The following is a 15050-nucleotide window of genomic DNA, read 5'->3' as shown; positions in this document are numbered from 1 at the left end:
CCCCCGGGCAACACACCCTCACGCTTCAACGACGTCTCAACACACGCCTCCATCACGTGCCAGATATGCAAAAGACCCTCCCGGATCTCCTCCTCGGACCGGGACGCACGCTCGTTGATGAACATGATCTCGCTGATCCCCAAACCCTTCGAGGAGCACCGGCCCAGCAACTCAGCAGCCGTCCGGAACGGCAACGGCAACTCCGCCTTCGTCTCCTCCAACTCCGCCCGCGCCGCGTCCTCCTCGCCCTCGCGGACGATGAACCCGCCACCAACCGAGAAGAACGTCGCCTCCCGCAGAACATTCCCCCCGGCATCAGACACGGCAAACTTCATCCCATTCGTATGCCGCGGCAACACCGTCAACGGATGCAGGATCATGTCCTCCACGGCGTATTCGAGAAGTTGGCCACCAGCCAGATTGAGCTTTCCGGTTTCCGCGATCGAGGCCAACCGCTCCTCCACCTGGTCGGGCAGGATCTCCTCGGGGTCGAAGCCCTCAAGCCCGAGCAAGACCGCGGTGAACGTACCGTGTCCCTTACCTGTCGCAGCCAACGACCCATACAAGTCAACCCGCAACGAGGCGACTGACCCAAGGACGCCGGACTCGCGCAGCTCGCGGGCAAACACCGCCCCAGCCCGCATCGGCCCCACAGTATGCGAACTCGACGGGCCAATGCCCACAGTGAACAGATCAAAGACTCCAACGGCCATGGTGATTTCCTTACTAAATGTGTGTGGTCGGGATAAGTGGGCTGGGTTGGCAGTGGATGACCGAATTCCTCCGCGTGCTGCTCCTCCGTCGCCAGTCACGTCTACCGCCGAACAACGCTGTACTGCTTCGACTTTGGAGATCCAGCAACAAATGTGAGCAGCCCGAGCCACTCCGTCCCCAACAAACGGAGCGGACCACGAACCCGCAGCTCATTCCGGCCCAGCACCTCGTCGCCGTTTCGGGGGGGGCCAAGACACTCCCCCAAACCAGCCCTGCGCCTACGGAACCCCCCTCGGCAGCTGGATCCATTCACAATCAAACGAACCCCGCCAGTCCCGTCCCAGCACGCCGACCCGACCACCGGCCGCCAATGGGCCCGGCATCCGGACCTGCCGGCCCAAGAGTTTGCACCGTTGGGCCGGCATCGGGACCGGGCGACCCAAGAGCTGGCCCCTTCGGGACCGGCCTCCGGCAGCATGCGTCCAAGGGAGCGTCACGTCCGCCCAGCGGGCGTCTCCGCGACCGAGCATGCAGAGGAGGTTGGACCCGACGGGCCAACCCGACCGAGCCCGCGGAGGATGTTTGCCCCCATAGGCGACTTACGAGAGGTTCGCAATCCCCGGATACAACGGATGTGCTGCGGCGAGCAACTGCACCCGGCGCCGCAATCCGGAAAGGTCCGCATCGGCGTCGGCAATCAACACTTCGGCGATGATGTCCGCAACTTCGCGGAAGGCCGCTTCCCCGAAGCCGCGCGTAGCAAGGGCAGGGGTGCCGATGCGCAGGCCGGAGGTGACCATGGGCGGGCGCGGGTCGAAGGGGACGGCGTTGCGGTTAACGGTGATGTCGATCGCGGCAAGACGGTCTTCTGCTTGCTGGCCGTCGAGTTCGCAGTTGCGCAGGTCGACGAGCACGAGATGCACGTCCGTGCCGCCTGACACAACTGTGATTCCCTTTTCGGCAACGTCCGGCTGGACCAGGCGTTCGGCAAGAATCCGGGCGCCTGCAAGGACGCGCTCCTGGCGTTCCCGGAACTCCTCGGAGGCTGCGATCTTGAAGGCGACAGCCTTGCCGGCGATCACGTGCTCCAGCGGTCCGCCTTGCTGTCCCGGGAACACAGCCGAGTTGATCTTCTTGGCGATGTCGGCGTCGTTGGAGAGGATGATGCCGCCACGTGGACCGGCGAGGGTTTTGTGCGTGGTGGATGTGGTGACGTGAGCGTGCGGCACCGGCGACGGGTGCAGGCCAGCCGCAACCAGTCCGGCGAAGTGCGCCATGTCCACCATCAGGTAGGCGCCCACGGAGTCAGCGATCCTACGGAACTCGGCGAAGTCCAGCTGCCGTGCATAAGCGGACCAACCGGCAACGATCAGGGCCGGCTTGTGTTCCTGCGCGAGGCGCTCCACTTCAACCATGTCCACGGTGTGGGTGTCCTCGCGGACGCCGTAGGGGACCACGTTGTAGAGCTTGCCGGAGAAGTTGATCCGCATGCCGTGGGTCAGGTGGCCGCCGTGGGCCAGGTTCAGGCCCATGATGGTGTCGCCCGGCTTGATGAGTGCGTGCATCACCGATGCGTTGGCCTGCGCACCGGAGTGTGGCTGGACGTTCGCAAATTCGGCGCCGAACAGGGACTTCAGGCGGTCAATCGCGAGCTGCTCGATCACGTCGACGTGCTCGCAACCACCGTAGTAGCGCTTACCCGGGTAACCCTCGGCGTACTTGTTGGTCAGCACGGAGCCCTGAGCCTGCATCACGGCAACCGCTGTGTGGTTCTCTGAAGCGATCATTTCCAGGCCGTCGCGCTGGCGGCCCAGTTCGTCGTCGATCTTTGCGGCGATCTCAGGATCGAGGTCAGCCAGCTGCGCATCCAACGACGCCGATACGACCTGCTCGAATTCGGTCACGGCCGCCGGGTTCACAGTTCGCCACCGTTCGTTGCAGCGTATTCCTCAGCCGTCATGAGCGGTCCTTCTTCCGTGGCGGCCACCTTGAACAGCCAGCCGGCACCGTAGGGATCGTTGTTGATCAGGGCAGGATCATCGACGACGGCGTCGTTGATCTCAGTCACCTCACCGGTAACAGGCGAGTACAGGTCAGACACGGACTTCGTGGACTCAACTTCACCGCAGGTCTCCCCCGCAGTAACCGTGGAGCCAACCTCGGGCAGATCCACATAAACGATGTCGCCCAAGGCATCCGCAGCAACGGCGGAGATCCCAATCCCCACAGGCCCGGCGCCATCCGAAGCAACCCATTCATGCTCGGCCGAATACTTCAGCTCGGCAACTACTTTGCTCATTCCAATTCCTAACTTCTCGTGTGTTTTGAAAACTGTTCGTGGTCCCGGTGACACTTGGGTTGGGTGCCGGACACCGAATTCCTCCGCGTGCTGCTCCTTCGTCGCTTTGACGCACGCTTCCGGAATCCGCTGCCCGCCTGCGGCCGTCACTCTATGGACCGCTCACCTTCAGAAAAGCCCGCGAACCGAGGCTTGGAACCCGCCTTTCAGCAGGTTGCCTCGGTCTCCTGGTTCCGTGCGCAAGGTGAGCCGCGGGGCCCCTGTGGTGCCGGCCTCCGGCAGCATGCGTCTAAGGGAGCGTCGGGTCCGCTCAGCGGGCCCCTTCGCGACCGAGCATGCAGAGGAGGTCGGCACCACCGGGCTACTTGACCGTCCGCCCAGCGGGCGCTTCTGCGACCGAGCCCGCGGAGGATGTCACTCCTACCGGGACCTACTTTTGGCGCTTGTAGAACGGCAGGGCTACCACTTCGAACGACTCGGACTTGCCTCGGAGGTCCACTTCGACGATCGTGCCCGGCGCTGAATGTTCGACGTCGACATACGCCAGGGCGATCGGGTAACCGAGCGTTGGGCTCGGCTGGCCGGAGGTGACTTCGCCGATGAGTGAGCCGTCCTTGAGGACCGAGTAGTGGGCGCGTGCCGCGCGGCGGCCTGCACCTTTGAGCCCAACGAGCTTTTGGCCGATGGTGGACCCGACGCCGGCAGCCTTGATCGCGGTCAGGGCTTCCTTGCCGATGAAGTCGCTTTCCTTGGCCAGGGAAACCACCGGCCCAAGGCCTGCGGCGTAGGCGTTGACGTAGCGGGAGAGTTCGTTGCCGTAGAGCGGCATCCCGGCTTCGAGGCGAAGGGAGTCACGTGCTGCAAGGCCCGCGGGGATGAGGCCGTGGCCCTCCCCGACCTCGAGGAGTGCTTCCCAAAGACCAGCTGCGTCAAGGTTGGAGATGTAGATCTCGAAGCCGTCCTCGCCGGTGTAGCCGGTGCGTGCAAGCAAAAGATCCTGCCCGTTAATGGAGACTTCAACGGCCGCGTAGTACTTCAGTTCCCTCACCAGGGCGTGCTGCTCGGCGGGAACCAAGGTCAGCAGAATGGCTTCCGCGTTCGGACCCTGCACTGCAATGAGCGACGTCTCGGAAGAGGCGTCGTCAACCACGACGTCGAAGCCGGCCGCGCGCTCCAGCAATGCCGCCGCGACTACCTTGGCATTGCCCGCGTTGGGGACCACGAGGTACTGATCCGCGCCTTCTTCGGGAGAGGGGCGACGGTAGGAGATGAGGTCGTCGATGATGCCGCCGTCGGCGTTGCAGATCAGCGAGTACTTGGCCTTGCCCACGGCGACCGCAGACAACTTGCCCACCAGCGCGAAGTCCAGGAACGCTGCCGCGTCCGGACCGGTGACCCAGACTTCGCCCATGTGGGAGAGGTCGAACAAGCCAGCGGACTGACGGACTGCGTGGTGCTCAGCAAGCTCGGACTCGTATTTGAGGGGCATCTGCCAGCCGCCGAAATCCGTGAAGGACGCGCCGGCCTTTTTGTGCTGCTCGTAAAGAGCGGTGTAGTTCTCAGTCATTTGCAGGACCGTCCTTTAGTTTTCGAAGTCTGCAGTGGTGTCCTCGAACGCTTCGAGGGGCGGACAGGAGCACACCAGGTTGCGGTCGCCGGCAGCGCCGTCGACCCTGCCAACAGGCGGGAAGTACTTGTCCTGCTTCAGGTGGTGGACAGGGAACGCTGCCTGCTCACGCGTGTAGTCGCGGTCCCATGCAGAACTCACGACGGCGGCGGCCGTGTGCGGCGCATTGCGCAGCGGCGACTTTTCAACAGTGAAATCGCCGGCGGCCACCTGCTCGATTTCGGCACGGATGGTGATCATGGCCTCAATGAAGCGGTCGATCTCAGCCAGGTCCTCGGACTCGGTCGGCTCCACCATCAAAGTGCCCGCAACGGGGAACGCTAGCGTGGGAGCGTGGAAACCGAAGTCGATCAGGCGCTTGGCCACGTCCTCAGCGGTGACGCCCGTGCGGGCAGTCAGCTCGCGGAGGTCCAGGATGCACTCGTGCGCCACGAGCCCACCTTCGCCCGTGTAAAGGACTGGGAAGTGCTCATCCAAGCGGGAGGCAACGTAGTTGGCCGCGAGCAGCGCAGACTTGGTGGCTTCGGTGAGGCCTTGGCCGCCCATCAGCTTTACGTAAGCCCAGGAAATCGGGAGCACACCCGCGGAACCGTAGCGGGATGCCGAGATGGCCACGCCACCTTCAGATGAAACATTGTTCGCATCCCCGGGCATGAAAGGTGCCAGGTGTGCCTTGGCCGCGACCGGACCAACACCAGGTCCGCCACCACCGTGCGGGATGCAGAACGTCTTGTGCAGGTTCAGGTGCGATACGTCGCCGCCGAACTTGCCCGGCTGGGCGAGCCCAACGAGTGCGTTGAGGTTTGCACCGTCAACGTATACCTGTCCGCCAGCAGCGTGAATGGAGTCGCAAACCTCCCGGACGTCAGCGTCGTACACACCGTGCGTGGACGGGTACGTGATCATGATGCAGGACAGGACATCCTTGTTAGCCTCGATCTTGGCTGCCAGATCGGCGTGATCGATGGTGCCATCAGGAGCCGTGGCCACTACAACAACTTTCATGCCGGCGAGCACAGCCGAGGCTGCGTTGGTGCCGTGCGCAGAGGCTGGAATCAGGCACACGTTGCGCTGGTCATCGCCGCGGGACAGGTGGTAACCGCGGATCGCCAGGAGCCCCGCGAGCTCACCCTGGGAACCGGCGTTCGGCTGGATGGAGACCTGATCGTAGCCGGTGATCTCGGTGAGGTCGGCTTCCAGTCCTTCAATGAGCTCGCGCCAGCCAGCGGTCTGGTGATCGGGAGCGAACGGGTGGATCGAGGCGAACTCAGGCCAGGAAATTGCTTCCATCTCAGCTGTAGCGTTGAGCTTCATGGTGCAGGATCCCAGCGGAATCATGGTGCGGTCCAAGGCGAGGTCCCGGTCGGACAGCTTGCGGATATAGCGCAACAGCTGTGTCTCGGAACGGTGCGTGTTGAACACGGGGTGCTGCAGGAAATCACTGGTGCGGAGCACATCAGACGGCAGCTCAAACCCTGAAGCGTCCTTCACCGGGCCGGCACCAAAGGCGACGGCTACCGCGGAGAGGACCTCCGGCGTCGTGGTTTCATCGAGGGAAACGCCAACCGTGTCAGCATCAATGCGGCGCAGGTTGATACCGCGGGCTTCGGCAGCGGAGATGACTTTGTCAGCCTTGCCGGGTACGCGGACAGTGAGGGTGTCGAAGAAGGATTCGGACACGAGTTCACGGCCAGCGGTCTTGAGGGCGGTGGCCAGCGTGCGGGCGTGCCCGTGGACGGTTTCGGCGATTGCCTTCAGGCCTTCCGGACCGTGGTAAACCGCGTACATTGAGGCCACGATGGCGAGCAGGGCCTGGGCCGTGCAGATGTTGGACGTGGCCTTCTCGCGCCGGATGTGCTGCTCGCGTGTCTGCAGCGCGAGTCGGTACGCGGGGACGCCGGCGTTGTCCTTGGAGACGCCCACGATGCGGCCCGGAAGCGTCCGCTCCATGCCTTCGCGGACGGCCATGTACGCAGCATGGGGGCCGCCAAAGAACAGTGGAACACCAAAGCGCTGCGCAGTTCCGACGGCGATATCGGCACCTTGTTCACCCGGGGGCGTGATGAGGGTGAGCGCCAAAAGGTCGGCAGCGACAGTGACCAGTGCACCGCGTTCCTTGGCGTCAGCGATGACGGCGGAGTGATCGAACACGCGGCCGGAAACACCGGGCTGCTGCAGGACGACGCCGTTGATGACGCCCTCCGGGAGGCCGAGCGAAAGGTCAGCGACCTCAACCTCGAAGCCCAGCGCTTCGGCGCGGCCCTTCACGATTGCGATGGTTTGCGGGAGGAGGTCGGCGTCGAGGACGGTCTTCCCGTCCTTGGCAGTCTTGGACTTGTTGGCGCGACGCATCAGCAGCACGGCCTCAGCCACAGCGGTGGCTTCGTCCAGCAGCGAAGCGTTGGCTACCGGCAGCCCCGTGAGGTCCTGGACCATGGTCTGGAAGTTCAGGAGCGCTTCGAGGCGGCCCTGCGAAATCTCGGGCTGGTACGGCGTGTACGCCGTGTACCAGGCCGGAGCTTCCAGGATGTTGCGGCGGATGACCGGCGGCGTGACGGTGTCGTAGTAGCCCTGGCCGATCAGCTGGATGGCGGTCTTGTTCTTGGACGCGAGCTTCCGTAGCTCTGCGAGGACCTGCACCTCAGTGAGGGCGTCCTGCAACTTGAGCGCGGTGTCCTGGCGGATGGAATCGGGGACCGCAACGTCTACCAAGCCGTCTACGGAGTCGTAGCCGATGGCCTTGAGCATGGTGTCAACGTCGGCCTGGCGCCGGGCGCCGATGTGCCGGTCCGCGAAAGCGGTGGGGGTTGATTGAACAGTCAAGAGGAACTCCATGATTCAGGCGCCCTATGTGCGCCACGATGATGTCGGTTCCTCCCCGCTCTGTATTGGACCTGAGAGATTCCGCAGGAATGGTTGCCTGCTTGCACCGTCGGTGAGCCCAGTTACCTGGACTGCTTTCCAGAGTTGCCTCGCCGTGGCGGTACGTGGGCCTGAGAGATTCCTGGGGAGGATTTGCTCCTACGGCGCCTGACTGGATGTACCGGCAGGACTCTCCCGCCACAGATCAAAAGCGTTGCGTCACCTCAGTGACACGGTTCACACCATAGCGGGTTATCTGGAAAAAGCGCAAGCAAGGGGTACCTACCGATGCATTGCCTCGTGGATCTGGAGTGCGAACCACAACTGGGCAACCGTGGAGGTTTCACCCATGTCCAGCCCCGTCAATTCGCCGATTTTCCGGATCCGATAGATGATGGTTTGCCGGTGTGCGAACAAGGCTGCGGCAGTCTTTTGCCACGAACGCTGCGAGTCCAAATAGGTCCTCAGCGTGACGAGGAGATCGCCTTCCTGACTCTGCTCGTAATCGAAAATCGGCCCCAGGAGACGCCTGACCAGCGCAGTTCCTTCCTCGAAACCTGTCAGCCCGAGCCACGACGGTCCCTGCGCATATCGGGCCACGCCAAGCTTGTTCGCCCGGGCCGAACCGAGCGCCCAGAGGGACTCCTGCAGCGCGCGCTGAATGCCGGCCACTGCCGCCGGAGCGCTGATTCCGATCGCTGCATCCGCCCCGGCACAATGCACCAGGATGTCGTCCGGCACATCAGCGGGGACCACCACGTGCAGCCGGCTATTCCGCTTCAACGAAGCCGACGCAACCCCGTGCCGCCACAGTTCGATGTGCACGTTGGCCAGCCCGTCGCCGTCGTTCGCTGCTTGGGCCGGCCCCGCTGAAATGGCCGCCCCAGCTGCCATGGAGGCAAGCAGGAAGTCCTGCGGAGGAACCCCAAAAGTTGCCAGCCTGCTCTCCATCTCGGCCGCGCCCAAGCGCCCATCCATGGCCTGCAGCAGGAACTCGCCAGCCAGTCGGTGGCGGCCTTCCAAGGACAAAACGATGCGCGAGAGCTGCAGTCCCAGCACGGTTGCCGCGTGCAGGAGTACGACGGCGTCCGGGTGCGGTTCGCTGTTGGGCAGCACCACGAGGAGCGCATTGGCGTGGGTCGGGATGTCCATGGTCAGCACGTGCCGGCCCCTGATCCGGTGCCACTGGAAATTCTTGCCCGCCAAGGACACCTGCCCGGAAAGCGGAGCCCATTCATTCGCGAGGAACTCCGGGAGCCGCTGTCCCTCGGGATGCCAGGGATGGAGGCAGCGGCGATCCACCACGAACAGTTCCGCGTCCAGTTCGGTGGCAAGCCGTTGGACCAGGCTCTGCCAATGGTCCTCGGAGGCTCCGGCCGTGCGGAGAAGATCGTAGACCCTGGCTGTCTGCCGCAAGCGCCGGGACTCTTCGAGCAGGGAAGATTCGGCAACCGAGCGGGCGATCGCGATGAACGGGAGCGGGTACGGGATGCTGATCAGCGGCAGCGGTAGCCGGTCGCAGGCCGCCAGGAACTCCTGCGTCAGCGGGGGAGCGTGCATCTTCTCGCCGATCGCCAGCGCGCTTGCCCCACTGTCCATCAGTGCCTCTGCCAGCGCCACTTGTCCCTCGGCGTCTGCGGGAATCGACAGCCCATTGGTCATCATGAGTTCACCGCCGGTAACCCATTCCCACAGCCTGGGCAGGTCCGAAGTGTGCGCCCAGGTGATCCGGTTGTCGCGGCCAGCATCACCGGCCAGGAGGGTGAGCCCCAGTTGGGGTTCAGCCACGAGCTCGGCGACGGTGATTGCCATCGGAAGGGTTCCTGACTCTATGATTCCGGGGGCCATTGGGCTGTTTAGACATTCGTCTAAGCGCCTCGGCCATTTGTAGTCAATGTACCGCTATTCGCCGTGACCCGCGTCACGAAGAATGGAATTACTTACTTCCCGCTCAATGGCGAGCACCCCTCACACTAAGGATCCGTCAATGACAATCCACAAGCCCATCGGCCCTGTCGACGCAACCAAAGTCCCCCGGTATGCCGGCCTCGGCACCTTCGCCCGCCTCCCCCAAATCGACCGGGTTCCGGATTACGACATTGCGATCGTCGGTGTCCCGTTCGACGGCGGAACCTCCTTCCGGCCTGGTGCCCGTTTCGGTCCTGCCGCGGTTCGCGAGGCCTCGCGCCTCCTGCGCCCGGGCTACCACCCGGAGCTCGACGTCGAACCCGTTTACGAAGCCCAGGTTGTGGACGCGGGCGACATCGCCTGCACTCCCTACGACATCACCCGGGCAGTCCGTGAGATCGAGGAGCAGGCGTTGCCCCTGATCAGCGAGGACAAGCGGCTCATCTCCATCGGCGGCGACCACACCATCGCCCTTCCCATGCTCCGCGCGTTGAACAAGGTCCATGGCCCGGTGGCGTTGCTGCATTTCGACGCTCACCTGGACACGTGGGACACCTACTTTGACCAGCCCGTCACTCACGGAACCATTTTCCGTCGGGCGTTCGAGGAAGGCCTCCTTGTGGAGGACAAGTCAATGCACGTAGGCATCCGCGGCCCGGTCTATGACCGCAACGACTTCCTCAGGGACCACGAGTTCGGCTTCCAGATCATCCGCTGCTCGGACCTGGATGTCATCGGCGTCCCGGCTGCCATCCAGCAGGTGAAGGACAGGCTCGGCGACACCCCTGTCTACGTGTCCATCGACATCGACGTCCTCGATCCCGCGTTCGCACCTGGGACCGGCACCCCGGAGATGGGCGGGCTCCACTCCCGTGAACTCCTGGCCCTGCTCCGCGGACTGAACGGCATCAACATTGTGGGCGCCGACGTCGTGGAGGTCGCTCCGGCCTATGACCATGCGGACATCACAACCGTCGCCGCCGCCACTCTCGTCTTCGACCTTCTCGGCCTGATGGTGAACCGCAGCAAAGCCACCGGCCCCGCTGTCCGTGAACTGACTTCTACCTCCCGGAGTGCATCATGAGCACCGCGCCAACAACCGAAGTACCGCGCCTTGAGGACAAAACCATCCAGCCGATCCCGCTGAACGAGCGCCACGGCAAGGCCAGGGATCTCTTCACGATCTGGTTTGGCTCCAACATCATGATCATGACCATCGTGACCGGCGGGCTCGCCACCACGGTGTTCGGCCTGGGTTTCGTGCCGGCGCTGGTGGGCATCATCATCGGCAACGTAGTGGGCGGCGTCTTCATGGCGCTGCACTCAGCCCAAGGTCCCCAACTGGGCGTGGCGCAGATGATCCAGACCCGTGGCCAGTTCGGCTCCTTCGGCGCCTTGTTGATCGTGGTCATCGTGGTGGTCATGTACGTCGGCTTCTTCGCCGCAAACCTCGTCTTTGGCGGCGAAGCGATGGCCGCCGTCAGCCCCGGCATCAGCGTGGATGCCGGCATCATCATCATCGGCGTGGTCAGCGTTATCGCGACGATTTTCGGCTACCGGCTCATTCACGCTTATGCCCGCGTCCTTAGCGTTGCTGCGGGCCTGGCGTTGTTGCTCGCCTTCGTCTGGATCCTGGTGGTCCACGGCCTTCCCGCGAGCTTCCTTGAGCAGGGCAACTTCAACTGGGTTGGCTTCATGGGGACCATCTCCGTCTCGGCCCTGTGGCAGTTGGCCTACGCACCCTACGTATCGGATTACTCCCGCTACATGCCGCAGGGCACAGGGTCAGCACCGGCGTTCTGGGCTTCCTACTCAGGCTGCGTCCTGGGAACGTTGTTCCCCATGATCCTGGGCGCCTTGGTGGGCACCCTCGCCATGACCATGAGCGCCGACAACGTGGAAATCGTTGGCAGCCTGGGTGCGTTGCTTCAGCCGTGGACCCTGATCATCGTGGGTATCTTCTGCCTGGGTGTCGCGGCCTCGAACGCCATGAACCTCTACTGCGGCGTCCTGTGCACCCTGACCATCGGCCAAACGTTCAAGCCCTCCTGGTTGCCACGCGCCAAGACCCGCAGCATCGCGGCGATCATCCTCTTCGTCGTCGCTGTCTCCATCGCCTTGTTCGCCCGGGACAACTTCATCCTCTTCTACACAAACTTCCTCTCCTTCCTGATGTACGTCCTGGTCCCCTGGACCGCCATCAACCTGGTGGACTACTACCTTCTGCGGCACGGCGACTACCGGGTTGAAGACTTCTTCAAGCGCGACGGCGGCGTGTACGGGCGGTTCAATTGGGTCGCCATCGGCTCCTACCTCGCAGGCGCCCTGATCCAGGTTCCCTTCTCGGCAACCGCAATCTACACCGGCCCCATGGCCGCCGCGTTGGGCGGCGTGGACATCTCCTGGCTCGTCGGCCTGGTGGTGGTTGCTCCCCTCTACTACTTCGCGGCCCGGATCTTCCGTCAAAAATCAGAGGCTGCTTCCCTTCGTTCCACTGCACTCACTCCAGACCTCATCTGAAAGCGAATTGTCATGACCCTCACAGACACTGCCCACCCCGAAACCGTCCAGTTCACCGTTCGACGCTCCACCTCTGAGGACGCTGGCAGCCTGCCGCTGCCGTTGCCTCCGGCGGGGCACTTCATCAACGGATCGTTCGTCCCGGGCTCCACCGGTGAGCTGATCGACGTCGTGGACCCCACCACCGAGCAGGTCATCGCCTCAGTGCAGGCGGGCACGGCGGATGATGTCGACGCCGCTGTCCAGGCCGCCGTCGTCGCCCAAAAGACCTGGGGTGCCACTACGCCCAAGGAGCGCGCGGACGTCCTGAACCTGATCGCCAACATCATTGAAGAGAACCGGCAAGCGTTCGAACTCATCGAGTCCGCCAATACCGGCAAGCCGCAGGCGGTGGCCGAGGACGATGTCACCAGCACCATCGATACGTTCCGCTTCATGGCCGGGGCTTCCCGCACCCTGACGTCCATGGCCGGCGGCGACTACGCCACTGACCACACCTCCGTGATCCTCCGGGAACCCGTGGGCGTGGTGGGTGTGATCACCCCCTGGAACTATCCGCTGCTGATGGCTGCTTGGAAGGTCGCACCGATTCTGGCTGCCGGCAACAGCATCGTCCTCAAGCCGTCCGAGCAAACCCCGTTGTCCACCCTGAAGCTGGCAGAATTGCTCGCCGGACGCATCCCGGATGGAGTCCTCAACGTGGTCACCGGACAAGGACGCACTGTGGGACAGCGGCTTTCGGAGCACCCGGACATCGCCCTTGTTGCCTTGACGGGCAGCGTCGTGAGCGGCCAGGCCGTCGCTGAATCTGCGGCCAAGTCCGTCAAGCGCGTCCACCTGGAACTTGGCGGCAAAGCGCCGGTTGTTGTCTTCCCCGACGCCGATCTCCGCGCGGCCGCTGCTGGAGTCCGCAATGCAGGATTCTGGAATGCCGGCCAGGACTGCGGTGCTGCCTGCCGCGTGCTGGTGCACGAGTCCGTGGCCGAAGAGTTCACCCAGCACCTGGTGCGAGAAGTCAGCACGCTGATAGTTGGCGCTCCCGAAGCCGGCGACGACGTGGAAATCGGCCCCATGATTTCCCGGCCCCACTTTGAACGCGTCAAGGAATCCTTGGCCGAAGCGCGCGAGGCGGGACTCCACGTGGCCATTGGTGGTTCGGCACTGGAAGGACCCGGCTACTTCATCGAGCCAACGGTCATCTCCAACGTTCCCGCGGGAGCCCACATCGCCACCCACGAGATCTTCGGCCCCGTTGTCACCGTGGAGACCTTCAGCACCACCGAAGAAGCCGTGACCCGCGCGAACGAGAGCCCCTACGGCCTGTCGGCGTCGGTCTGGACGCGCGACTCCAGCCTTTCCCTCCGAATTCCCAAGCAACTGGACTTCGGCACGGTCTGGGTCAATGCACACCTTGTCCTGGCGTGCGAGGTACCGTGGGGCGGATTCAAGGGATCCGGCTACGGCCGCGACCTCTCGCTCTACGCCCTGGACGATTACTCACGCACCAAGCACGTGATGATCAACCACGGCGCATGAGAATCCAGACAAGCAACGGAGCTTTCACCATGACCACCAACGTTTCCCGCCCTGCCTCTCTGCCAGGTGCCGCCACGCCTTCAGCCCCCTTCGGGACGGACGTGACCTGGACCAACTGGGGCGGAAACCAGAGCGCGACGCCCGCCTTTACGGTTCGGCCCAGGAATGAACAAGAAGCGCTCGACGCCGTGCGTTTCGCCATCCGCGAAGGGTTGCCTGTGCGGGCGGTCGGTTCAGGCCATTCGTCCTCACCGCTGGTCCAAACCGGCGGAGTGCTGATGGACATGTCCGGGCTCTCTGCTATCACGGGAACCGATCGGGTGGCCCGCAGAGCCCGAGCCCTTGCCGGAACCACGATCAACGCCTTCGGAGATTCGCTCTGGGAGCAGGGCCTGGCTTTGGGGAACCAGGGTGACATCGACAAGCAGCAGATCGCCGGCGCCCTGGCCACCAGCACGCACGGCTCGGGCAAAAACCTGGGCAGTTTTTCCTCCAACCTTCGCTGGGTGAAGCTGATCAACGGCTACGGCGAGATCGTGGAAATCGGGGAGGGCCAACTCCGGGAACTCCGGGCTGCACAGGTTGCGTTGGGCACGCTGGGGATCTTCCTGGAAGTGGAGTTGGCTGTTGAGGACAGCTACTACCTCCAGGAGCAGATCACCTATCCCACCTGGGCGGAAACCGCTTCGACGTGGCAGGACGATATCGATTCCAACAGGCACTACTCCTTCCTTTGGTGCCCGGAGGACGATTCCTGCGAGCTTCTGGACCTCCCCGGTTCACCGGACCATGCCATGGGCGGACGCAGCTACACCAAGCGCTACAACATTGTGGACGTCCAGGACGAACGCGGGCTTTCCACGGTTGAAGGCGCCCGACTGGATCGCTCCTACCGGATCTACCCGGGCGGCTTCACTACCCAGTTCCACGAGCTCGAGTACTTCGTCCGCAGCGAAGATGGCTTGGTGGCTGTTGAGGCCATCCAGGACCTGATCCGCACCAGATATCCCGAGCAGAAGTACCCGGTGGAGGTCCGCTGGGTGAAGTCCGACGACGCCTACATGTCCCAGTTCCAAGGGCGCGACAGCACCGTCATCACCCTGACCACCGAGCCCGGAACCGACTACTGGCAGTTCTTCCGGGACGCCGACGCGCTCCTGCAGGAATTCGAGCCCCGCGCACACTGGGGAAAGATCCACTTCATGACCCGGAGCCGCCTTGAGCGCCTCTACCCGGAGTTGGACACCTTTATCCAGGTCCGCCGCGAGTTCGACCCCCGGGGCATGTTCCTCAACGACCACACCCGCGCCCTGCTCGCCTGACCGAGCATTCTCGAAAACAGGCCACGATGTGAGAGAGCATCGCTCAAAACGGATCCTCTCTCACATCCACACCCCCTGCTGGCATCCTCTCTCACATCCACACCCCCTGCTGGCATCCCTCGTTACCTTTTTCGTAGCCCGTTTCCTGGTGCAGGATGTGGGTGTGCTGGCCTGCTGCCCCGGCATGATTGCGTTCCTCTGTCGATCCGATGATCTTGAGAGTGTTGTCACCGGGGTTGGTAGGTGCCGGGAGACCGCTGAT

10 protein-coding genes and 1 riboswitch are annotated in these 15050 nt (G+C 63.6%); of the genes, 4 read left to right on the top strand and 6 right to left on the bottom strand.

What is annotated here, in order from left to right; all coding sequences use genetic code 11:
• The 6 genes from AC1DD7_RS24165 to AC1DD7_RS24140 all read right to left on the bottom strand — a co-directional run.
• Positions 1 to 713: serine dehydratase beta chain (locus AC1DD7_RS24165; RefSeq protein ID WP_477516890.1), on the bottom strand; the 713-nt coding region annotated here is incomplete at its 3' end.
• A gap of 600 nt (positions 714 to 1313) precedes the next feature.
• Positions 1314 to 2633 (bottom strand): serine hydroxymethyltransferase, encoded by a 1320-nt coding sequence (gene glyA, locus AC1DD7_RS24160; RefSeq protein ID WP_477516889.1) that lies wholly within the window; start codon positions 2631 to 2633, stop codon positions 1314 to 1316.
• Positions 2630 to 3013: a glycine cleavage system protein GcvH gene (gene gcvH / locus AC1DD7_RS24155; RefSeq protein ID WP_377654965.1), complete on the bottom strand. Its 384-nt coding sequence runs from the start codon at positions 3011 to 3013 to the stop codon at positions 2630 to 2632. Before gcvH ends, glyA begins: the two co-directional genes overlap by 4 nt.
• A gap of 430 nt (positions 3014 to 3443) precedes the next feature.
• The gene (gene gcvT, locus AC1DD7_RS24150; RefSeq protein ID WP_477516888.1) at positions 3444 to 4580 is read right to left on the bottom strand and encodes a glycine cleavage system aminomethyltransferase GcvT; all 1137 of its coding nucleotides are present in this window, start codon (positions 4578 to 4580) and stop codon (positions 3444 to 3446) included.
• 15 nt (positions 4581 to 4595) lie between these two features.
• Positions 4596 to 7463 carry an aminomethyl-transferring glycine dehydrogenase gene (gene gcvP / locus AC1DD7_RS24145; RefSeq protein WP_477516887.1) on the bottom strand — a complete coding sequence of 956 codons (2868 nt, stop codon included), beginning with the start codon at positions 7461 to 7463 and terminating at the stop codon, positions 4596 to 4598.
• 148 nt (positions 7464 to 7611) lie between these two features.
• Positions 7612 to 7710: riboswitch (glycine riboswitch) on the bottom strand.
• Positions 7711 to 7784: 74 nt separating this feature from the next.
• A complete protein-coding gene (locus tag AC1DD7_RS24140; protein ID WP_477516886.1) occupies positions 7785 to 9314 on the bottom strand; it encodes a PucR family transcriptional regulator in 1530 nt (509 codons plus the stop codon).
• A gap of 175 nt (positions 9315 to 9489) precedes the next feature.
• Here AC1DD7_RS24140 and speB point away from each other — a divergent pair, with 175 nt between their 5' ends.
• From speB to AC1DD7_RS24120, 4 genes are read left to right on the top strand one after another with little or no spacing between them, the layout of a single operon-like run.
• On the top strand, positions 9490 to 10494 hold the full coding sequence (gene speB / locus AC1DD7_RS24135) for an agmatinase (RefSeq protein WP_477516885.1): 1005 nt from the start codon (positions 9490 to 9492) through the stop codon (positions 10492 to 10494).
• Positions 10491 to 11930: a purine-cytosine permease family protein gene (locus AC1DD7_RS24130; RefSeq protein ID WP_477516884.1), complete on the top strand. Its 1440-nt coding sequence runs from the start codon at positions 10491 to 10493 to the stop codon at positions 11928 to 11930. The genes speB and AC1DD7_RS24130 overlap by 4 nt, the downstream gene beginning before the upstream one ends.
• Positions 11931 to 11942: 12 nt before the next feature.
• Positions 11943 to 13466, top strand: coding sequence for an aminobutyraldehyde dehydrogenase (locus AC1DD7_RS24125; RefSeq protein WP_477516883.1), 1524 nt, complete (start codon positions 11943 to 11945; stop codon positions 13464 to 13466).
• On the top strand, positions 13463 to 14788 hold the full coding sequence (locus AC1DD7_RS24120; RefSeq protein WP_477516882.1) for a D-arabinono-1,4-lactone oxidase: 1326 nt from the start codon (positions 13463 to 13465) through the stop codon (positions 14786 to 14788). Before AC1DD7_RS24125 ends, AC1DD7_RS24120 begins: the two co-directional genes overlap by 4 nt.
• Positions 14789 to 15050 lie beyond the last annotated feature (262 nt).

This window comes from Paenarthrobacter sp. 10L412 (genome assembly GCF_056395565.1).
This window is presented reverse-complemented; position numbering and strand designations above follow the sequence as displayed.

What these genes read in the sequence shown, in the direction of transcription:
- gcvH (WP_377654965.1), bottom strand. Translation starts at nt 3,013, where the DNA reads ATGAGCAAAGTAGTTGCCGAGCTGAAGTATTCGGCCGAGCATGAATGG.
- gcvT (WP_477516888.1), bottom strand. Translation starts at nt 4,580, where the DNA reads ATGACTGAGAACTACACCGCTCTTTACGAGCAGCACAAAAAGGCCGGC.
- AC1DD7_RS24140 (WP_477516886.1), bottom strand. Translation starts at nt 9,314, where the DNA reads ATGGCAATCACCGTCGCCGAGCTCGTGGCTGAACCCCAACTGGGGCTC.
- speB (WP_477516885.1), top strand. Translation starts at nt 9,490, where the DNA reads ATGACAATCCACAAGCCCATCGGCCCTGTCGACGCAACCAAAGTCCCC.
- AC1DD7_RS24130 (WP_477516884.1), top strand. Translation starts at nt 10,491, where the DNA reads ATGAGCACCGCGCCAACAACCGAAGTACCGCGCCTTGAGGACAAAACC.
- AC1DD7_RS24125 (WP_477516883.1), top strand. Translation starts at nt 11,943, where the DNA reads ATGACCCTCACAGACACTGCCCACCCCGAAACCGTCCAGTTCACCGTT.
- AC1DD7_RS24120 (WP_477516882.1), top strand. Translation starts at nt 13,463, where the DNA reads ATGAGAATCCAGACAAGCAACGGAGCTTTCACCATGACCACCAACGTT.